At 62.3% G+C, this 19,306-nt stretch carries 17 protein-coding genes; 11 read left to right on the top strand and 6 right to left on the bottom strand.

Going from position 1 to position 19,306, the window contains the following annotated elements; all coding sequences use genetic code 11:
- Positions 1 to 167 precede the first annotated feature (167 nt).
- Entirely contained in the window at positions 168 to 341 is a 174-nt protein-coding gene (locus BBA01S_RS46760; RefSeq protein WP_156965902.1) for a hypothetical protein, read from the bottom strand.
- A 63-nt stretch (positions 342 to 404) separates the two neighbouring features.
- Between BBA01S_RS46760 and BBA01S_RS09590 the strand changes: the two genes are divergently transcribed.
- From BBA01S_RS09590 to BBA01S_RS09550, 9 genes are all read left to right on the top strand, one after another.
- Positions 405 to 2,144 (top strand): methyl-accepting chemotaxis protein, encoded by a 1,740-nt coding sequence (locus BBA01S_RS09590; protein WP_027816238.1) that lies wholly within the window; start codon positions 405 to 407, stop codon positions 2,142 to 2,144.
- A 154-nt stretch (positions 2,145 to 2,298) separates the two neighbouring features.
- Positions 2,299 to 3,015 (top strand): gluconate 2-dehydrogenase subunit 3 family protein, encoded by a 717-nt coding sequence (locus BBA01S_RS09585; protein ID WP_027816237.1) that lies wholly within the window; start codon positions 2,299 to 2,301, stop codon positions 3,013 to 3,015.
- Positions 3,016 to 3,059: 44 nt separating this feature from the next.
- Positions 3,060 to 4,829 carry a GMC family oxidoreductase gene (locus BBA01S_RS09580; protein ID WP_027816236.1) on the top strand — a complete coding sequence of 590 codons (1,770 nt, stop codon included), beginning with the start codon at positions 3,060 to 3,062 and terminating at the stop codon, positions 4,827 to 4,829.
- Positions 4,830 to 4,831: 2 nt separating this feature from the next.
- Positions 4,832 to 6,106 carry a c-type cytochrome gene (locus BBA01S_RS09575; RefSeq protein ID WP_027816235.1) on the top strand — a complete coding sequence of 425 codons (1,275 nt, stop codon included), beginning with the start codon at positions 4,832 to 4,834 and terminating at the stop codon, positions 6,104 to 6,106.
- A 209-nt stretch (positions 6,107 to 6,315) separates the two neighbouring features.
- Complete coding sequence (locus tag BBA01S_RS47855; protein WP_084162036.1) at positions 6,316 to 6,708, top strand: helix-turn-helix domain-containing protein; 393 nt, start codon at positions 6,316 to 6,318, stop codon at positions 6,706 to 6,708.
- A gap of 2 nt (positions 6,709 to 6,710) precedes the next feature.
- Positions 6,711 to 7,523, top strand: coding sequence for an IclR family transcriptional regulator (locus tag BBA01S_RS09565; protein ID WP_027816233.1), 813 nt, complete (start codon positions 6,711 to 6,713; stop codon positions 7,521 to 7,523).
- A gap of 139 nt (positions 7,524 to 7,662) precedes the next feature.
- Positions 7,663 to 8,097, top strand: a complete 435-nt coding sequence (locus tag BBA01S_RS09560; protein ID WP_027816232.1) for a phosphate-starvation-inducible protein PsiE — start codon at positions 7,663 to 7,665, stop codon at positions 8,095 to 8,097.
- Positions 8,098 to 8,503: 406 nt separating this feature from the next.
- Positions 8,504 to 9,412 (top strand): choline ABC transporter substrate-binding protein, encoded by a 909-nt coding sequence (locus tag BBA01S_RS09555; protein WP_407668303.1) that lies wholly within the window; start codon positions 8,504 to 8,506, stop codon positions 9,410 to 9,412.
- A 195-nt stretch (positions 9,413 to 9,607) separates the two neighbouring features.
- The gene (locus BBA01S_RS09550; protein ID WP_027816230.1) at positions 9,608 to 11,254 is read left to right on the top strand and encodes an APC family permease; all 1,647 of its coding nucleotides are present in this window, start codon (positions 9,608 to 9,610) and stop codon (positions 11,252 to 11,254) included.
- Between the two features lie 162 nt (positions 11,255 to 11,416).
- Here BBA01S_RS09550 and betA read toward each other — a convergent pair whose 3' ends face one another.
- The 3 genes from betA to betI are packed head-to-tail and all read right to left on the bottom strand — an operon-like array spanning position 11,417 to position 15,260.
- A complete protein-coding gene (gene betA / locus BBA01S_RS09545) occupies positions 11,417 to 13,138 on the bottom strand; it encodes a choline dehydrogenase (RefSeq protein WP_027816229.1) in 1,722 nt (573 codons plus the stop codon).
- Positions 13,139 to 13,162: 24 nt separating this feature from the next.
- Positions 13,163 to 14,632, bottom strand: a complete 1,470-nt coding sequence (betB, locus tag BBA01S_RS09540) for a betaine-aldehyde dehydrogenase (protein WP_027816228.1) — start codon at positions 14,630 to 14,632, stop codon at positions 13,163 to 13,165.
- 16 nt (positions 14,633 to 14,648) lie between these two features.
- Entirely contained in the window at positions 14,649 to 15,260 is a 612-nt protein-coding gene (betI, locus tag BBA01S_RS09535; RefSeq protein ID WP_027816227.1) for a transcriptional regulator BetI, read from the bottom strand.
- Positions 15,261 to 15,532: 272 nt separating this feature from the next.
- Between betI and BBA01S_RS09530 the strand changes: the two genes are divergently transcribed.
- A complete protein-coding gene (locus tag BBA01S_RS09530; protein WP_027816226.1) occupies positions 15,533 to 16,675 on the top strand; it encodes a porin in 1,143 nt (380 codons plus the stop codon).
- Between the two features lie 426 nt (positions 16,676 to 17,101).
- Positions 17,102 to 17,578, top strand: a complete 477-nt coding sequence (locus BBA01S_RS45120) for a hypothetical protein (protein ID WP_052391714.1) — start codon at positions 17,102 to 17,104, stop codon at positions 17,576 to 17,578.
- Between the two features lie 145 nt (positions 17,579 to 17,723).
- On the opposite strand, the gene BBA01S_RS40695 is transcribed toward BBA01S_RS45120, so the two are convergent.
- Positions 17,724 to 18,098: a hypothetical protein gene (locus BBA01S_RS40695; protein ID WP_042296597.1), complete on the bottom strand. Its 375-nt coding sequence runs from the start codon at positions 18,096 to 18,098 to the stop codon at positions 17,724 to 17,726.
- Between the two features lies 1 nt (position 18,099).
- Positions 18,100 to 19,107: a hypothetical protein gene (locus tag BBA01S_RS09515; RefSeq protein WP_042296595.1), complete on the bottom strand. Its 1,008-nt coding sequence runs from the start codon at positions 19,105 to 19,107 to the stop codon at positions 18,100 to 18,102.
- Positions 19,108 to 19,306 lie beyond the last annotated feature (199 nt).

The following is a 19,306-nucleotide window of genomic DNA, read 5'->3' as shown; positions in this document are numbered from 1 at the left end:
GCCGTTCGAGGTAATGCGATGTAAGGATCTGCCGAAGATTTTGGGCTCAGTTTAGTGGTTTCGCATTACATTTTTGTCAGCTTTTGTGCATCACCAATTGCGCAATCCGCCCCCACCACCCGCCACATTGATTCAAAAAACGCACGTTCGTGCGCGTTATTTCGCCGTTAAGCGCAGGCAATCGAATTTTTAACTAAAGTTTTACTTTCAAATGCCGATACCCCGGCTGTCACGGTGACGAGCGAAGATAAACGCCGCGCCGCGATGATCGATTCGCGCGCAACGATTAAAGCAGACGGGTTGCAAAAGACCTGCAACGAATCGACCGAAGAAAAGACCACTCCAGCTCCTGGTGGCGACAGTAACGGAAGAGACAATTTTTTAATTCAAGGGGTTTGTCTCTTATGCAACTTTCGCGACTTAGGGTGGGCACGCGCCTCACCGTGGGTTTCGGCGCGCTGCTCGTGCTGTTCGCCGTTGTCGTCGGATCTGCACTGTTCGTGCTGCACTCGCTCAATACGGTCATCTATTCGGGCCTCGATATCGGCACTGCCCAGATCGGCCAGTTGGGCCGGGCACTTGGGAAGGCACAGGGCGCGTCGCTCGCGATGCAAAGACTGATCGTTGCGCACGACCCGTCCGATATGCAGGAGCAAAAGCGCAACGTCGAAGAAAAGCTCGGCGCCTATCATGAAGCCATGACGCGCGTGCAAGACCTGTTTGCACACAGCGATACCACCGACGCCCGCGAACGCGATTACATCGCGCAGATCGTCCAGCTAGGCGACGTTGCGGAGCCGCTCGTCAAGAAGAATGCCGAACTCGGCATGCAGGGCGATCCCGGCGCGCCGGACATGCTGTCGAAGCAGACCGGCCCGGCGCTCTCCACCTGGACTGACGTCCTCGGCAAGCTGCGCGACTACGAAGTGAGCCGCGCCTCGGCCGCCGCCGCCGATGCCGACGCGATGTATGCAACGGGCCGCAATACCCTGATTGGCGCGTCGCTGCTGGGCCTGATCATCTCGGTGGGCTTTGCCGTGCTCATCACGCGCAGCATTCTCAGCCAGCTTGGCGGCGAGCCGGATTACGCGCAGGAAATCGCCCGTGATATCGCCGAAGGCCGCCTGGACGTGCCCATCAATATCGATGCGCGCGACCGCACGAGCCTGCTCCATTCGCTGCGCCAGATGCGCGATCAGCTCGCCGATACCGTGCGTGGCATTCGCGACGCGACCGAAAGCGTGCGCACGGCGTCCGTCGAAATCGCCGCGGGCAATACCGATCTGTCCGCTCGCACCGAGCAGCAGGCGGCGTCGCTCGAAGAAACCGCGTCGAGCATGACGCAGATTACGACCGTGGTGAGCCAGAGCGCCGAAAACGCACGCCAGGCAGCGGGCCTTACGACTACGGCAATCGAGGTGGTCGATGCGGGCGCAACGACCGTCGAAGGCATGGTGAGCACCATGTCGCACATCAGCGAGAACTCCAGCAAGGTCTCGGACATCACCACGCTGATCGAAGGCATTGCATTCCAGACCAATATTCTCGCGCTCAACGCCGCGGTGGAAGCCGCGCGCGCGGGCGAGCAGGGACGCGGCTTCGCCGTGGTGGCGAGCGAAGTGCGCAGCCTTGCACAGCGTTCGGCGGCAGCGGCGAAGGAGATCAAGGACGTGATCGGCGCGTCGGCGACGTCGATCGAAGGCGGCGCGCGTCTGGCCTCCGAGGTGAGCGGGGCCATGGCGCAGATCAAGCAGTCGATCCGTCACGTTTCCGATATCGTCAGCGAAATCTCCGCAGCGGCAGAAGAGCAGAGCACCGGCATCGCGGAGGTGAACCAGGCCGTGGGCCAGATGGACATGGTGACGCAACAGAACGCGGCGCTCGTGGAAGAGGCCGCCGCCGCGTCGAAGTCGCTGGAAGATCAGGCCGAGCGTTTGCGCACCGCCGTGTCGGTGTTCCGCCTTTCGGCGCAGGCGCAGTCGCACACCCACACGCACACAACGGCCGCGCCTCAATCGACGGCTGCACGACCGATGGCCGCCCCGGCCGCCGTTGCGCAACGCGCGCCCGTCAAGCGCGAGCCCAGGGCCGCCGCTCCCGCAGCCGCACCACGCATGCAAAAGGTTGCGCGCGCATCCAAATAGCCGCAAGCAGGTGCGCCCGCTGCGCCGGTGCGCGACACCGCTGCGCCGGTTTCCGATCCCAACCAGGATTGGGAAACCTTCTAGACATGAATGCGCGGGGCCTTAAGTCCCCGCGCTTCGCAGTTTCACCCATAAAAAACGGAGCGGCTTCACGATGTCGTCCCCACAGTTCTCACGACGAAAATTCCTTGTTTCTTCATTGCTTGCCTTGCCCGCGCTGGGCATTGCCGTGCATGGCATGAGTGCCGCCCAGGTTGCCGACATCGCGGCGCCTGACCTGGCCGCTTACCACCCGGTGTTCTTTTCCGCCGACGAATGGCGCTTTCTGCTGGCCGCCTGCGACCGCCTGATCCCCGCCGATGGACGCGGCCCCGGCGCGCTCGAAACCAACGTGCCCATCTTCATCGACCAGCAACTGCACGGCGAATTCGGCCACGAGATCTATCTGCAAGGGCCATTCGACGTGAAGGCGCCGCCGACGCTCGGCTATCAGCTGCCTTATACGCCGCAGGAGATCTACCAGCGTGGCATCAAGATCGTCGATAGCTGGTGCCAGCAGCAGCATCAAAAGCGCTTTTGCGAACTCGACGCCGCGCAGCAGGACGCCGCGCTCAAGGCGCTGCAGGGCAATGAAATCGACTTTGCGCAGTTTGGCGAGGCGGCGCTCAAGGGCAGCCAGCTCTTCGGCGAGATGCTCTCGGACTCGAAGAACGGTTACCTGTCCGATCCGATTTACGGCGGCAACAAGGGCATGAAAGCGTGGATCGCCATTGGCTTTCCGGGCGCGCGCGCGAGCTTTCTCGAATGGGTCACGCAGCACAACGTGAAATACCCGCTCGGCCCTGTGAGCCTGAGCGGCCTGCGTGCCTGATGCGCCTTCGCTAACGAAATGACAGCATAGATTCAAGGAATATCGTGGCAAACATCACTAATGACGCGGTAGACGTCGTCGTCGTGGGACTCGGCTGGGCCGGCTCGCTCATGAGCATGGAACTCGCCCAGGCGGGCCTCAAGGTGCGCGCGATCGAGCGCGGCGAAGACCGCAGCAACAGCGACTTCGCGTACCCGAAGCCCGCCGATCAATACGCTTACGCCGTGCGCAACAAGGTCATGGTCACGCCGCGCGACGGCGCGCTGACCGTGCGTCACTCGGCCAGCGACACGGCGCTGCCGACCCGCAAGTGGGGCGCTTTCGTGCCTGGCACGGGCGTGGGCGGATCGGGGCTGCACTGGACGGGCGTGTTGATCCGCCCGACGCCGACCGACCTCAAGCTCAAGACCTATGCCGACCAGGCCTATAAAAAAGGCCAGCTCGAAGAAGGCATGCAGGTGCAGGACTTCCCGTTCACGTGGGACGAGATCGAGCCGTATTACGACTTCTTCGACAAGGTCTGTGGCCTGTCCGCGAACACCGGCAATCTGCGCGGCAAGATCATGGAAGGCGGCGATCCGTTCGAAGGGCCGCGCTCGAATCCCGCGCCGCTGCCCGCGCTGGAAGACACGCTCAATACGTCGATGTTCGCGGACGCCGCGCGCAAGCTCGGCTATCACCCGTTCCCGAATCCGTCTGCGAATGTCTCGCGCGCCTGGACGAATCCGTACGGCTGCCAGATCGCGCCGTGCAATTACTGCGGCTTCTGCAGCAAGTATCCGTGCCTGAACTTCTCGAAGGCGTCGCCGCAGACGGCCGTGCTCGACGCGCTCAAGCGCATGGACAACTTCTCGTACCGCACCAACGCAAACGTGCTGCGCGTGGACATGCACGAAGACGGCAAGACCGCGAAGGGCGTCACCTACGCCGACGAGCACGGCAACGAAGTGTTCCAGCCCGCAAAGATCGTCGTGCTGGCGGCGTTCCAGTTCGTGAACGTGCGCCTGATGCTGCTCTCTGGCATCGGCAAGCCGTACGACCCGGTCAGCGGCACGGGTGTGATCGGCAGAAACTATGCATTCCTGAGCAATGGCGGCGCCACGCTGTTCTTCAAGGACAAGAACTTCAATCCGTTCGCGACTGCGGGTGCGACGGGGCAGATGTTCAACGATGTTTCGCCGGGCAATTTCGACGGCCCGTCGCTGGGCATCATTGGCGGCGCGAAGATCCATAGCTCGCAGTCCTCGGGCGCACCGATCGGCACCGCGCTGCCGCACGGCACGCCTGCGTGGGGCAAGGGCTGGAAGGAGGGCATGCAGGACTGGTACGGTCACTCCATGAAGATCAGCATCACGACGAGCTGCATGTCGTATCGCGATCACTACGTCGACCTCGACCCGAACTATAAGGATCCCTGGGGCCAGCCGCTGCTGCGCATCACGTTCGACTGGAAACAGAACGAGCTGAAGCTTCAGCAGCATCTGCGCAAGATCGTGCTGGACGTCACGAAGGAACTCAATCCGGACAGCTATACGGAGAGCTTCCTCTCGCTCGATTCGCACTGGGATATCACCAAATACGTGTCCACGCACAACGTGGGCGGCGCGGTGATGGGCGATTCTCCGCAGACCAGCGCGCTGAACCGCTATTTGCAGAGCTGGGACGTGCACAACGTGTTCGTGCCGGGCGGCAATGCGTTCCCGCAGAACTTCCAGGCGAATCCCACTGCCACGATTGGCGCGATCACGCTGTTCGCCGCGCGCGCGATCAAGGAGCAGTACCTCAAGAACCCCGGCCCGCTCGTGCAGGCATGACCATGAAACTATTCAAGACTTTGACGGCTGCAATCATGACGGTTGCGGCGGGGTTGAGCGTGAGCGCCGCGCATGCTCAAGACCAGCAGCAGGATGCGCTGATTCACCAGGGCGAATATCTCGCACGCGCGGGCGACTGCATGGCCTGCCACAGCGTCGCGAGCAGGAAGCCCTATGCAGGCGGCCTTGCAATCGAAAGCGGCCTGGGCACGATCTACTCGACCAACATCACGCCGAGCAAGACGGCGGGTATCGGCAACTATACGGAAGCGCAATTCGCAAACGCGCTGCGCAAGGGCGTGCGCGCCGACGGCACGAATCTCTACCCGGCCATGCCTTACCCGTCGTACGCGAAGCTGACCGACGCCGACGTGCATGCGCTCTACGTGTACTTCATGCAGGGCGTCGCGCCGAACGACGATCCCGCACCGGCGACGAAGCTGAGCTTCCCGTTCAACCAGCGCTGGGGCATGGCGCTGTGGAACTGGGCGTTCACGTCGGACAAGCCCTTTGTCGCGCCGGCCAACGCCAACGCCGAAGTGCAGCGCGGCGCGTACCTGGTCGAAGGCCTTGGCCATTGCGGCAGTTGCCACACGCCGCGCGGCGTCGCGATGAACGAGAAGGCATTCGACGGCAGCGATGCGCTGTATCTCTCGGGCGGGAACCTCAATGGCTGGAGCGTGCCGCCGCTGCGTGGCATTGCGAAGTGGTCGCGCGCGGATATCGTCGATTACCTGGCGATGGGGCGCAACAGCAAGGCGTCGGTGGCGGGCGAGATGACGTCGGTGGTCTATAACAGCACCTCGCACCTGAACGATGCCGACCTGAACGCCATCGCCGCCTATCTGCAAAGCCTGGGCGGCGATGCGGCGGCAGCGTCCGCAACGGGCGCTTCGAGCGCTTCTGGCGATACCGCAGCGCATCTCACGGCAGCGAAGAATCTCACGCTGGGCGAGCGCCTGTACCTGGACAACTGCAGCGCGTGTCACTTCGTGCATGGCGGCGGTGCGCCGCGCGTGTTCCCGCGTCTTGACGGCGCGAGCGTGGTCAATGCATCGAATCCCGATGCGCTGCTGCACGTGATCCTCGCGGGCGCGAAGACGCCATCGACGGCGAAGGCGCCTTCCGTGTTGCCGATGCCTGGCTTCGCGGCGCGTCTGAACGACGACGAAGTCGCTGCGCTCGCCACGTTCGTGCGCAGCGGCTGGTCGAATCGCGCGGGCGCCGTGGAGGCGGGCGACGTGCGCAAGGTCAGGGCCACGCTGGCTGCGAAGTAATCCGCGAAGTAATCCGCGAAGTAAGGCGTACTGGACGCTGCGGGCGGCATGTTTTTCAGGCCGCCGGCAGCGCATCCAGGTAACAACCCGGATTCGCGCGGACACCAAAGCGCCGCGCGAACGGTGTAGCATTTCTCAGGTTAAGGCGCGCGGCGCATGACTCGATAACGGCGCGCCCTCCCATCCAGTCGCGGAAACGGAGGCGTCCCATGGCTCCTGCCAGATCCCTGGCGCCGGTCGGCGAGAACGTGCGTCCCGGCCTGCATTGCACGGATATCGCCGCGGGGCCAGAGGCCGGTCACAACCGGGACATACGGAACAACCGGGACAACCGGGACAACGACCCCATGGTCGTGCCGCTTGCGCGCGGCCTTGCGATTCTCTGCGCGTTTGGGCGTGGCCGGGCCTGGCTCGGCAACCTGGATATCGCGCTGGAGACGGGCATACCGGCTCCCACGGTGTCTCGTCTGATCCATTCGCTGCTCGTGCTGGGCTATGTGCAGCAGGACGAGGCGACGCGCCTGTACGCGCTGGCTCCCGCGGCGCTCGCACTGGGCTACGCGGCGATTGCCAATGCGGCTTCCGGCACCGGTGAGGCGTGACCATGTCGCACGATACGCCGGTCACCCTGACGCTCGATCGCGGCCTGCAGGTGCTGCGGGCCTTCCGCGCCGACCGTACGCCGCTCACCGATGCCGAACTCGCGCGGCGCACGGGCCTTTCCCGTTCCGCGGTTCTGCGACTCACTTCGACGCTGCTCCACCTGGGCTATCTGCGCCATGCCGCTGGCGGCGCGCGTTTCGAACTGGCTTCGGGCGTGCTTGGTATCGGCCAGGCGTGGCTGGACGCCGATCCCATCTCGCGGGCGGCCACGCCCGTCATCCAGGCGCTGGCGGACAAGCTGGGCATGGCCGTCGCGCTGGCGGTGCCTGACCAGCTCGATATGCTCACCATTGCGTCGGGCGCGGGCGGGGCGGCGGCGTGCGTCGAATCGCCGCGTCTGGGCGTCGGCGCCCTCGCGCCAATGGCGTGCACCGCGATAGGGCGCGCGTGGCTTTGGGGCCTGCCGGAATACGAGCGGCGCCGCTATCTGATGCGGCTGCTGGAGGCGGCCGACGCACAGGCATCGATGCTAAGGAAAGCTATGGAATCGGCGTTTGAGGAACTGCGCGAGTGGGGCGCGTGCGCCTCGCAGGAGACGTTTGAGCTTGCCGATAACGGCTCGATTCACGGCTCAATCGCGTTGCCGCTGCGCGCCGGGCAATGGCGCATGCCGATGGCGCTCGCCGTGACGGCTGTCGATTCGCAACGCGATATCGCATCCATGCGTGAGCGCATCGTGCCCGAACTCAGCCAGACGGCGCGCGAACTGACCGTGCTGCTGGCCGATGTTCGCGTGGGCCCGCCGGGACATTGATACGCCCGCGTTGCCGTCGTGACCTTACAACAGGGTTTCAAACACATTTTCTTGCGTTCATATTCTCGCGATACGATTGCCCGTTCCATTCGACCGGTTTGATGGATTGACTGGCGTTATTCAAAGGAACTCAGGGAATATGAAATACGAACACGCGTTGCAAAAGGCGATCAAGGGGCGGCTGGAGCGCGCGATGGAAATGGCGGAGCTGTTTGGCCTTTTCATCATCGGGATCGGCACCGTCGCGGCGATGGTGCACCTGATCTGGCGCATGGTGAATTCGGATGGCGTGTCGCTGACCGACCTGCTGCTGATGTTCCTCTACCTCGAAGTGTTCGCGATGGTCGGCCAGTACCTCAAGGCGGGTCAGTTGCCGGTGCGGTTTCCGCTTTACATCGCCATGGTGTCGATCGCGCGAGACCTGATCCTGCGTGCGGGCATGAATACCGAGCTGCACCTGCTGGCTTCGGCCGGGGCGATCGTGCTGATTGCACTGGGCGTGCTGATGATTCGCTACGGCCAGTACAAGTACCCCAGCGATACCGTCGAACAGAAGACCGAGGAGACGAAGTAAGGGCTTTTATTCTCCCCGCTTAAAAGTCGTTCAAAGGTTGTTCAAAGGTCGTTCAGAAGTCGCTTAAAGAACGCATAAAAAACCGCGTGCGCCTGCACGCGGTTGATCGAATCCCCTCCTCAGGCTTTTCCCAAAGCGTCAGGTTTTCGTAACCCCGACGCAGGCTTTCAGCGCTTCCACGCAGCGTCAAAAGCCGCCTCTTTCTCCCTTGTCGTTTCCGCGCAAGTCATCGTCGCGTTTGCTACGTTCGCGCGCATTTTGCCGCGCGAGGATTGAGCATCGGACGGCCGTGCATGCCTGATGGCGCGCCACGCCGCTCCGCCACACGTTAGCGATCGACACGACGACTACCAAGGAGAATGAGATGGCCCGATTCAGGACAGTCCCGGTTTGCGCCGCCGCGCTGATGGCGTTCGCGTGCTCCAGCGCCTTCGCCGCCGACCCGGCCGCGTGCAGGAGCGTGCGCTTTGCCGATGTCGGCTGGACGGATATCGCCGCGACCACGGGGCTCGCCTCGACCATTCTCGCGGGGCTCGGCTATGCGCCGACGACGACCCTCGCTTCGGTTCCCATCACGTTTGCGGGCCTTAAATCGAAGCAGATCGACGTGTTCCTCGGCTACTGGTCGCCGACGATGGATCCGATCATCGAGCCGTTCGTGAAGGCGGGCACGATCAAGGTGCTCAACACGCCCAATCTCACGGGCGCGAAATACACGCTGGCCGTGCCCGATTACGTCTATCAGGGCGGCCTGCACTCGTTCCAGGACATCGCGAAGTACGCGGACAAACTGCAAGGCCGCATCTACGGCATCGAGCCGGGCAACGACGGCAATGCGCTGATCCAGAAAATGATCGGCGCGAATCAGTTCGACCTCGGCAAGTTCAAGCTCGTGGAGTCGAGCGAAGCGGGGATGCTCGTGCAGGTCAACCGCGCGATCCGCGAGAAGCAGTGGATCGTGTTCCTGGGCTGGGAACCGCATCCGATGAACGTGCAAATGAAGATCGACTATCTCACGGGCGGCGATGCGGTATTCGGCCCGAACTATGGCGAAGCGCGCGTGCTGACGGCCGTGCCGCCCGACTATAGCGCGCGCTGCCCGAACGTCGCGAAGTTCGTTTCCAACCTGCAATTCACGACCTCGATCGAAAACCACCTGATGGTGCCGATCATGAACAAGGAGGATCCGCAAAAGGCCGCGGCTGCCTGGCTCAAGGGCAATCCGCAGATGCTCGACAAATGGCTCGCGGGCGTGACGACCTTCGACGGCAAGCCGGGTGCGCCGGCTGTGCGTGCTTACCTGGGCGCGCAGTGAAGTCGTGAATTAAAGCAGTCGAACAGGGCAGCAGGCATGGGGTGTGCGCACTTTTGCCATTTTGTCTGCGGATTTCCGGTGTTCGCGGCGTGCGTCCAATGCGCGACGCGACACCGCAAATTCCGGAAATCCCGCAACAAATCCCAATAGGCCCGGCAATTTTGTTCGATTAGCGTTGAACAAAGGAGGAGATAGATGGAGCAAGCGGGAATCAGCACAGGCAGCGCGGAACAAGGCCGCACCAGCGAAAGCCAGGGCTCGGGACTGCGGCGCGGTCTCACCTGGAAAGACGCGTTCTGGGTCACGAGCGGCGTGCCTGCAGGCGTGCTGTTCACACTGGGCGGCGTGTGCGCCACCATCGGCCAGCCCGCATGGGCAATCTGGATCGCGTCGATCACGATGGGCTTGATCCAGAGTGCAACGTATGCAGAAATTTCAGGGCTTTTTCCACACAAGTCAGGCGGCGCATCGGTGTATGGTGCGATCGGCTGGGTGCGCTACAGCAAACTGGTCGCGCCCGTTTCCGTATGGTGCAACTGGCTTGCGTGGTCGCCTATGCTCGCGCTCGGTTGCGGCCTCGCGGCCAATTACGCGCTCGCCACGCTGTTTCCGCCCGAGGCGGCGGTGCGCCAGTGGCATTGGACGATCGCCAATCTCGGCTTCATCCAGCACGGTCTCACGCTGCGCATCAACGCCACGTTTCTGATTGCAGCGGCGTTTTTGCTCATCACGTTCCGGCTGCAACATAGCGGTGCGTCGAAAGCGGCGCGCACGCAGAAGATTCTCGGCATTGCGTCGCTCACGCCGCTGCTGATCGTCGGCATCGTCCCGTTCGTGACGGGCGACATTCCCGCGAAGCATCTGTTTCCGCTGCTGCCGCTCGGTCACGATGCGCGCGGCAATCTCACGGCTTCGCTGTTCGGTGCATGGAATGGGCAGGGCGTGGTGATGGCGCTCGGCGCGATGTTCATGGCGGGCTGGGCCTCTTATGGCTTCGAAACAGCGGTCTGCTATACGCGTGAGTTCCGCGACCCGCGCCGCGATACGGCGCGTGCGATCTTCTGGTCGGGCGCGTTGTGCCTCGTCGTGATGACCCTCGTGCCACTCGCGTTCCAGGGCGCGCTCGGCACCCAGGCGATGCTCGATCCGAGTATCGGCGACGGCACCGGCGTGGGCATGGCGATGGCCTCGATCGTGGGCGGCGGCGCGTGGATCGGCAACGCGATCGTTGTCATGCTGATGCTCTCGATCCTGCTGATCGTGATGACGTCGATGATGGGCTCGTCGCGCACGCTTTATCAGGCTTCGGTCGACGGCTGGCTGCCGCGTTATCTCTCGCGCGTGAACGAGCATGGTGCGCCCACGGCGGCGATGTGGACTGACCTCGGCTTCAATCTCGTGCTGCTGGCGATGTCGGACTACATGACTGTGCTGTCGATCTCGAACGTCTGCTACATGCTGTTCGTGTTCCTGAACCTGCAGTCGGGCTGGATTCATCGCATGGATCGACCGGCGTGGCACCGGCCGTTTCGCTGCCCGTCGTGGCTGCTGGCGGCGGGCGCGGTGTGCGGTTACGCGAATCTCGTGTTCGTAGGCGCGGGGGCCAACCTGCAAGGCGAAAACACCTTGCGCGATGGGCTTTTCGCGGTGTTGCTGATCGTGCCGGTGTTTGCGTACCGGCATTACTGGCAGGATCGCGGCCGCTTTCCGGCGGGCAGTGCGCACGACATGGAGCTGCAGACGACTACGCGCAGCCGATGGAAATCGCTGGCGCCTTATGGCGCGCTGTTGCTCGCCGTGTTGACGGTTGCGGTTTCGCATTACTTCGCGGCGCGGGTTTGAGCGGGCTTTAAAGCGGTCTTTTAGATGCGGCGTGATACGCGACGGGAAATACCGTTGCATATCACGCCGTTTATCTTTTGAGCGTTATGCCAGGACGTAAAAAAGCCCCGAATTCCTGAGCGAGGAATTCGGGGCTTTGTACTTGAGGGAAGCTTGCCGCGCTTAAACCGTCGCGGGTTGTCCATTGCGCTTCGATGCGGGATTCGCCGCAACGGCGCCGCCGCGCGCAGGCGCGCCATTCGCGACGTAATACGGCGTCTGCACGCGCGCGAGCGGTGCACGGCCGCGAATCCGGTCGGCGATTTTCTCGGCCATCATGATGGTCGGCGCGTTGAGGTTGCCCGTGGTGATGAGCGGCATGATCGATGCATCCACCACGCGCAGGCCTTCCAGGCCGTGCACGCGGCCCTCGGCGTCCACCACGGCCATGTTGTCGTAACCCATCGGGCACGAGCAGGACGGGTGAAAGGCTGTCTCCGCGCGGCCGCGCACGAAGGCGTCGATCTGCGCATCGGTCTTCAGATCCGCACCCGGATTCAGCTCGCGTCCCCGGAAACGATCGAGCGCGGGCTGCGCGATGATCTCACGCGTAATGCGAATAGCGTCGCGGAACTCGCGCCAGTCGAGCGCCTCGGACATATAGTTGAAGAGGATCGACGGATGCTGGCGCGGATCGCGCGAGCGCAGCTTCACGCGGCCACGGCTGGGCGAGCGCATCGATCCCACGTGCGCCTGGAAGCCGTGCATTTCGATGGCATTGCTGCCGTTGTAATTGATCGCGATGGGCAGGAAGTGATACTGGATGTTGGGCCAGAGATCGTCGTCGCGCGTGCGGATAAAGCCGCCCGCCTCGAATTGATTGCTCGCACCAATGCCCGTGCCGCGCAGCATCCATTCCAGGCCGATAGCGGGCTGATTGCGCAGCTTCAGTGCAGGGTAGAGCGAGACCGGTTCCTTGCACTCGTACTGCATGTACATTTCCAGGTGATCCTGAAGATTTCGGCCCACGCCCGGCAAGTCCAGCACGACGGGAATATCGAGTTCGCGCAGCCATTCGCCGGGGCCGACGCCCGAGCGTTGCAGGATCTGCGGTGACGCAATCGCACCCGCACAGAGCAGCACTTCGCGGCGCGCATGACGCGTGACGCGCGCGGGGCCGTCCATGAACACCACGCCGCGCGCCCGCTTGCCGCTGAACAGGATGCGGTCGGTGACGGCATGCGTGACGATGTCGAGATTGGGCCGATGACGCGCCTGGTCGAGATAGCCGCGTGCGGTGCTGGCGCGCCGCCCCTTCGCCGTCACGGTGCGATCCATCGGGCCGAAGCCTTCCTGGCGGTAGCCGTTCAGATCGTCGGTGCGTGGATAACCTGCCTGCACGCCGGCTTCGACCATCGCTTCAAAGAGCGGATTCACGCCGGGCTTGCTGGTCGTCACATGCACGGGGCCATCGCCGCCGTGATAGTCGTTTGCGCCGACGTCGCGCGTCTCGGCCTTGCGGAAGTACGGCAGGCAGTCCAGATAACTCCAGTTTTCAAGGCCTTTTATCGCGCTCCAGCCATCGTAGTCGAGCGCATTGCCGCGGATATAGCACATGCCGTTGATGAGCGACGATCCGCCCAGCCCCTTACCGCGCCCGCATTCCATGCGGCGGTTGTCCATATGCCGCTCGGGGTCGGTTTCGTAGGCCCAGTTGTAGCGGCGGCCCTGCAAGGGGTAGGCCAGCGCCGCGGGCATCTGCGTGCGGAAATCGAAGCGATAGTCCGGGCCACCGGCTTCGAGCAGCAGCACCTTGACGTCCGGATCTTCGGTGAGGCGCGTGGCGAGCACATTGCCCGCCGATCCCGCGCCGATGATGATGTAGTCGTACTCCTGCGCGGCCATCTGCGGTTCCTCCTTTCGGCGCGTTTAGAAAACTGGCTGATACGGGCCCAGTTCAACCTGCACGGACTTGATGCGCGTGTAGTGCTCCAGCGTGGTGATGCCGTTTTCGCGTCCCACGCCGGACTGCTTGTAGCCGCCCACGGGCATTTCGGCGGGCGATTCGCCCCACGTGTTGATCCAGCAGATCCCGGCTTCGAGCTGATGGATCACGCGATGGGCGCGAGACAGGCTTTCCGTGACGACGCCTGCTGCAAGGCCGTAAAGCGTGTCGTTCGCACGCGAGATCACTTCGGTTTCCTCATCGAAAACGAGTATGCTCATGACCGGGCCAAAAATTTCTTCGCGCACGATCTGCATGTCGTCGCGGCAATCGCTGAATACCGTGGGCAGCACGAACTGGCCGTGCGCGAATTCGCCGTCGACCAGGCGCGCGCCGCCTGCGAGCAGCCGCGCGCCTTCGCGCTTGCCGCTTTCGATATAGCCCAGCACCTTGTCGAGCTGCGCCGCGCTCGCGAGCGGGCCGAAGTTGGTGGCGGGATCGCTCGGCAGACCCACGCGGATACGCGCTACGCGCTCGATCACACGCGCCTCGAAGGCGTCGCGCACGCTGCGATGCACGAACACACGCGTGCCGTTGGTGCAGACCTGGCCCGCGCTGAAGAAGTTGGCCGTCACGGCGATATCGGCGGCACGGTCGAGATCGGCGTCTTCGAACACGATGAGCGGCGACTTGCCGCCCAGTTCCATCGTCACTTCCTTGAGCGACGAACCGCCTGCGGCGGCCATCACTTTCTTGCCCGTTTCCACGCCGCCCGTGAACGAAATCTTCTCGATGCCGGGGTGCGTGCTGAGCAGGGCGCCCACGCGCGCATCGCCTTGCACGACGTTGAATACGCCAGGCGGCACACCCGCTTCGATATAGATTTGCGCCAGACGCGAGGCGGACAGCGGCGTGACTTCGCTGGGCTTGAAGATCATCGCGTTACCGGCGGCAAGTGCGGGCGCGGACTTCCAGCAGGCGATCTGCAAGGGGTAGTTCCATGCGCCGATACCAGCGGTCACGCCCAGAGGCTCACGCCGCGTATAGACGAACGAGCTTTCGCGCAACGGAATCTGCTGGCCTTCCAGCGCGGGCGCGAGACCTGCGTAGTACTCGATCACGTCCGCGCCGGTGACGATGTCGACGCTGCGCGTTTCCGCGATGGGCTTGCCGGTGTCGAGCATCTCCAGCTCGGCGAGTTCGTCGTTGCGCGCGCGCAGCAGTTCGACGGCGCGGCGCAGGATGCGCGAGCGCTGCATCGCCGTCATGGCGGCCCAGACGCGCTGGCCGTCGCGCGCGGACTGCACCGCGCGGTCGATATCGGCGGCGCTGGCTTGCTGCACGCTCGCGAGCGTGGCGCCGGTGGCGGGGTTGCGCGTTTCGAAGGTTTCGCCGCTGGTGGCGTCGGTGTAGGCGCCGTCGATGAAGAGGCGTTCGAGGCTGGTCGAAGTCATGCGGTGTCGCTCCGGTTCAGGCGGGCTGGCGCGCACGCGCCGCGGCGTGCGAGTCCAGCAACAGGTCGATGTAGTCGTTGGCAAGGCGCAGCGCGGCTTTGGTGTCGAACGGCTCGCCCGTGGTCGCGCCGCGCAGCCACAGGCCGTCGATCATCGCGGCAAGGCCGCTGGCGGCGCGGCGCGCGGCCGTGCGCGGCATGGCCTTGCCGAATTCGGCGCAGAGGTTCGAATGGAGCCGCCGCGTGTTGACGTGCTGAAGCCGCCGCAAGGCGCTCACGTGCATGCTCTCGGCCCAGAAGGCGAGCCAGGTTTTCATGACCGGGCCGCTGACCTGCGAGACGTCGAAATTGGCCGCGACGATGGCGCGCAGGCGCGCACGCGGCTGGGGTCTCGCGGCCTTCAGGCGGCGTTGCGCGGCCGCGCCGAGGTCGCGCAGCACATGGCGCATGGTGGCTTCGAGCAGCGCGTCCTTGCCGCCGAAATAGTGGCTGACGATGCCCGTTGAAATGCGCGCGCGCTGCGCGACGGTGGCGAGCGTCGTGCCGGACATGCCTGCCTGGTCGATGCTTTCGAGGGTCGCATCGATAAGCTGGGCGCGGCGGATTTCGCGCATTCCGACTTTGGGCATGGGGGCTCCTGGTGCATCGTGAAGGGCTCTACTCTAATTATTTTTTATTGAACGATCAATCAATAAAAAACCTGGGGGCGGCTGGGGTGGCGTGTTTGGGCAGCTGTGCGGCGGGTTTGCGATGGTCGTGGCCCGGCATGTCGTTTGAAGCCTGGCGCCTGTCGTTTGACCACAAGTCGGCTGAGATTTGGCTTTATACGTTTTGCAGGTCCGTGCGCTGCATGCAGCACGCGGCCCTTCAACCGTAGTGCGAGTCTGGAGAAACCGACACCATGAAAAGAACGAATGCGGCGGCACTGAGCGCCATTGCGCTGGCGACAATGCTGATGTCCAGCACCTCCCGGGCGCAAAGCAGCGTGACCCTCTACGGCATCATCGACGCGGGCGTGACCTGGGTGAATAACGCCGGTGGCTCGCATCAGGTGAAGTTCGACGACGGTATTTCCTATGCGAACCGTTTCGGGCTCAAAGGCACGGAAGACCTGGGCGGGGGGCTCAAGGCCGTGTTCGAACTGGAGAGCGGGTTTCACCTCGGCAACGGGCAGCTCGCGAATGGCGGGTCGTTGTTCGGGCGCGCGGCTTATGTGGGACTGCAGAGCGACTGGGGCACGCTTACGCTCGGTAACCAGATCGACATGACGCAGGAGTTTGTTTATCTCTTCAATGTCACCGCGTGGGCAAGTGGGTATGCGATCAACCAGGGCGACTTCGACCGGATGAACGGCGACCATCTGCCTAACTCAATCAAGTTCATGTCGAATACGTATGGCGGGTTTCAGTTCGGCGGCATGTATTCGTTCAGCAATACGCCCGGGGACTTTCATACGGGCAGCGCCTGGAGCGTAGGAGCGCAGTATCAGCATGGCGATTTTGCGATGGGGACTGCTTATACGCAGTTGAATAATCCTTCTGGGATCTATGCCTTCGATCCTTACGCGATGATCGGCGTGCGGTCGTTCTTTGGGCGGCCTACGGTGAATGTCGATGCCACTACCGGGGCTGTTACCGATCTTTATTCCAGCGATTCATTTCCTGTCGACAAGCAGGGGACGTTTGGGATCGGGGCTAGTTATGTAATCAATGCTGTTACGCTTTCTGGTGATTTCACTTATACCCAGATCAAGGCGTTTGGGGAGAGCGAGCATATGCTCGTCGCAGAAGGCGGCGTCAATTGGCAAGTTACGCCGGCTTTTAGTGCCATTGGCGGGTATCAGTACACCCACTTCGACGGGCATCACTGGAATCAGATCTCCGCTGGGTTGCACTATCTGCTTTCTAAAAATACCGATGTCTATGTGTCCGGCGACTGGCTCAAGGCTTCGCAAGGCGTCGATGCGGTTATTGGGTATAGCTTTACGCCTTCTTCTACAACTACTCAAGCCGATGTGCGGATTGGGATGCGACATTCGTTCTGATTTCTTTTTTGGGGTGCGGGCGGGGTTGGCATTTCCTTGCTTTCGTGGCGGTCTGCCAGCGTCGCCCCTGTGCGGGGCGGCACCTACTTTTCTTTGCCGCGGCAAAGAAAAGTAGGCAAAAGAAAGCCGCTCACACCGCTAGTGTGACGCCGTCCACCTCCTGCCCATTAGCGGAGTGGTGACTGGGCATTGCTCGCATCACGACCCGTACAACGGATAGGCGGCACCCGCACATCCGGGGGCGCAAGCGCCCCGTTGGGTACAATAAAAAAACCTTGGTTTGCAGGCGCTTTCGCTTGAGACAGACGAAACACCCCCAATGTCACGCTGTCGAGGAATGCCAGGGCGGAATCCGGTACATTTACGGGCGCTATCACAGCGCTGCGCTCGCGGTCATTCTGGCAAAATCACCACTGATACTGTTTCATGCGCCAAGCATTTCTATATACCGCAGCGTTGGGCATCCTTTTCAGCTTCTCTGGAGCGGTACACGCGCAGCACGCACCGACCTTCAAAGATTGCCCGGCCACCGTTCAGGCGAAGCACGCATTGCCACGTCTAATCTTCGACGCGCGATCAAGGGCATACCGCAGTGCCATTGCCGATGCTGCACGCGGCCCCGTCAATTTCGCCGGGCGATACATACTCGCCGAGTGGGGTTGCGGCGCCGGCTGTGTCATGGCGGCGGCCATTGATACCCACTCCGGACGCGTCACTTCGCTGCCGTTCACGGTCTCAGACTGGCCGCTAGACGTGACCGAGCCGCTATCGTATCGCGCGGATAGCTGTCTGATCAGCGTCCAGGGAAGCCGCAACGAAAGCCGCAAACACGGTACGTTCTGGTACGCCTTCAACGGCAAGACATTCAAACTGCAAACCACCTTGCCATCACGCGGTCGCTAGAGCGTTCTTGCGCTAGACCTCGTATCGCGGCCGGATGGCAAACGCGAACCCTATCCGACGGATGTGTCGAACGAGAAATGGAGCTTCGCGGCCCCCCTGTCTGAGTTAGGATCTGCACGAGATGTTCAACGCGTTGCACTGGACGCTACTCGGATTCGACTTCGACCGAGTCAAATTCGATGAGCAGTTCAGCCCCGATGGATGCGCTAATCGATGCAATCGACTTCGGTGCCTTATCTTTCCCCCACGGGTAAGATGCATCAAGGTCTGAGCGCGCTTGAATAAATTCTTTCGATTCGAAATCCGAAAGGATATCTATTGAGTAAATGATGTTCTGGATCAAAAGATCCTTCACCAGGCAGCGCGTCGCACCCTTAAAAGTCACGCGGGCACGATCCTTCCGGTTGTCGAACATCAGTCTCAGTTCGACAACCGAATCGAACATGTCCGTCGAAACGCTGCACAAATACCAGTCGTGAAATGAGTTGTACCGCGCAATAACACTTGAATTTGATTCCATTTCAGGGGTTCCATGGGCTGAAGGGAACGACGTCACTATCACCGTCTCTTACGTCCGCATTCCAATTGTGAGCGTGTGGGCGAAGTCCGTTGTGTACGTGGTCGAAATCAAGGTCGATCACAGGTGCACCAGTATCGCCATATAGACGCATCTGGCCACTGCCGGGGTTCGTATACCACGTCCCCGGATCGCCGATGTTCGGTGTCTTGGTCTTCTGCGATGCAATGTCGAATAGGTCGCCGTCGCTCGGTTCAGGCTGATATTCGAAAGGCTGTGCGTTTGCAAAGAGGCTGGCACCGCTTCGGTCGCCGTCCCCGAAACTTGCGAATATCGAATCGTCGCCACCGTTGTCGGGCGCCGCAACTCCAGCGAGCGTTGTTCTGGCGGCCGCTTCGACGCTGCCAAACCAATCGACACTCCTGCTGGTGGCGCTCACGCGGCTAAGGCCTGCACGTCTATTTAACACAGTGTCCGCTGCGTGCATTGCCGCAGCAAATGGGCCTGTGAATCGGCCCGTCGGCGTGCTGCCTCCACCGTCACTCGTGACGGGACAACCTCCGCCGCCGCCGTGTGGCCAATATTGCGGTGCATAACGTTTGAACACCCGCCGCCCGCCATACCACTCGCGATCGATCACAGGAATGACGCGGCCGTCACGCACGGCATGGCGTAACACGCGAGTGACGCCGTCGCCGTCGCCTGGAATAGTCCAGTGCGAGGATCTCAAGGTGTCGCGGATGAAGTCCGTGTAGTGTCTGAATTCGGACGAGGTTGCTGCTTCGCGTCGTGAGGTATCCACTCTGAACAGTCGCTGAAAATCGGCCTTGTCTTCTGACATCTGCTGCTTGCGCCTCTCTCGCCTCTTTTCGCGTTCATCGAAAGACAGCGACCAGTCGATACTGTCGTCTGCCTTCACTTCCGCTGCTGGCATCAATGCGCATAGCCAACCCCAATGGCGCAACGGCAAATAGATGGCGTTGTACGAATGTCCCCATTCGGGAAACGTCATGGCACCTCCTTTGAGATGAACAGAGGTGCCGATCCTAAGCGAGTGCACCGAGTGGCACGTTGATGTGACTCAAATTGCAACACCGGCAAACCGGCACGGCAGCGCTAACCCTGCAAGACCCCCCTTTCGTTTTCCCGTCAAAAACCATCGCCAACCCGCCCACCAACGCCCCCGCCAGCCCCGCCTGGCGTCACCGTCA

The sequence above is a fragment of the Paraburkholderia bannensis NBRC 103871 genome, from assembly GCF_000685015.1.
Classification (GTDB): Bacteria; Pseudomonadota; Gammaproteobacteria; order Burkholderiales; family Burkholderiaceae; genus Paraburkholderia; species Paraburkholderia bannensis.
The sequence above is the reverse complement of the archived record's forward strand: the minus strand, read 5'-3'. Positions and strand labels throughout refer to the sequence as shown.

What these genes read in the sequence shown, in the direction of transcription:
- BBA01S_RS09590 (WP_027816238.1), top strand. Translation starts at nt 405, where the DNA reads ATGCAACTTTCGCGACTTAGGGTGGGCACGCGCCTCACCGTGGGTTTC.
- BBA01S_RS09585 (WP_027816237.1), top strand. Translation starts at nt 2,299, where the DNA reads ATGTCGTCCCCACAGTTCTCACGACGAAAATTCCTTGTTTCTTCATTG.
- BBA01S_RS09575 (WP_027816235.1), top strand. Translation starts at nt 4,832, where the DNA reads ATGAAACTATTCAAGACTTTGACGGCTGCAATCATGACGGTTGCGGCG.
- BBA01S_RS47855 (WP_084162036.1), top strand. Translation starts at nt 6,316, where the DNA reads ATGGCTCCTGCCAGATCCCTGGCGCCGGTCGGCGAGAACGTGCGTCCC.
- BBA01S_RS09565 (WP_027816233.1), top strand. Translation starts at nt 6,711, where the DNA reads ATGTCGCACGATACGCCGGTCACCCTGACGCTCGATCGCGGCCTGCAG.
- BBA01S_RS09560 (WP_027816232.1), top strand. Translation starts at nt 7,663, where the DNA reads ATGAAATACGAACACGCGTTGCAAAAGGCGATCAAGGGGCGGCTGGAG.
- BBA01S_RS09555 (WP_407668303.1), top strand. Translation starts at nt 8,504, where the DNA reads ATGGCGTTCGCGTGCTCCAGCGCCTTCGCCGCCGACCCGGCCGCGTGC.
- BBA01S_RS09550 (WP_027816230.1), top strand. Translation starts at nt 9,608, where the DNA reads ATGGAGCAAGCGGGAATCAGCACAGGCAGCGCGGAACAAGGCCGCACC.
- betA (WP_027816229.1), bottom strand. Translation starts at nt 13,138, where the DNA reads ATGGCCGCGCAGGAGTACGACTACATCATCATCGGCGCGGGATCGGCG.
- betB (WP_027816228.1), bottom strand. Translation starts at nt 14,632, where the DNA reads ATGACTTCGACCAGCCTCGAACGCCTCTTCATCGACGGCGCCTACACC.
- betI (WP_027816227.1), bottom strand. Translation starts at nt 15,260, where the DNA reads ATGCCCAAAGTCGGAATGCGCGAAATCCGCCGCGCCCAGCTTATCGAT.
- BBA01S_RS09530 (WP_027816226.1), top strand. Translation starts at nt 15,533, where the DNA reads ATGAAAAGAACGAATGCGGCGGCACTGAGCGCCATTGCGCTGGCGACA.
- BBA01S_RS45120 (WP_052391714.1), top strand. Translation starts at nt 17,102, where the DNA reads ATGCGCCAAGCATTTCTATATACCGCAGCGTTGGGCATCCTTTTCAGC.
- BBA01S_RS40695 (WP_042296597.1), bottom strand. Translation starts at nt 18,098, where the DNA reads ATGGAATCAAATTCAAGTGTTATTGCGCGGTACAACTCATTTCACGAC.
- BBA01S_RS09515 (WP_042296595.1), bottom strand. Translation starts at nt 19,107, where the DNA reads ATGACGTTTCCCGAATGGGGACATTCGTACAACGCCATCTATTTGCCG.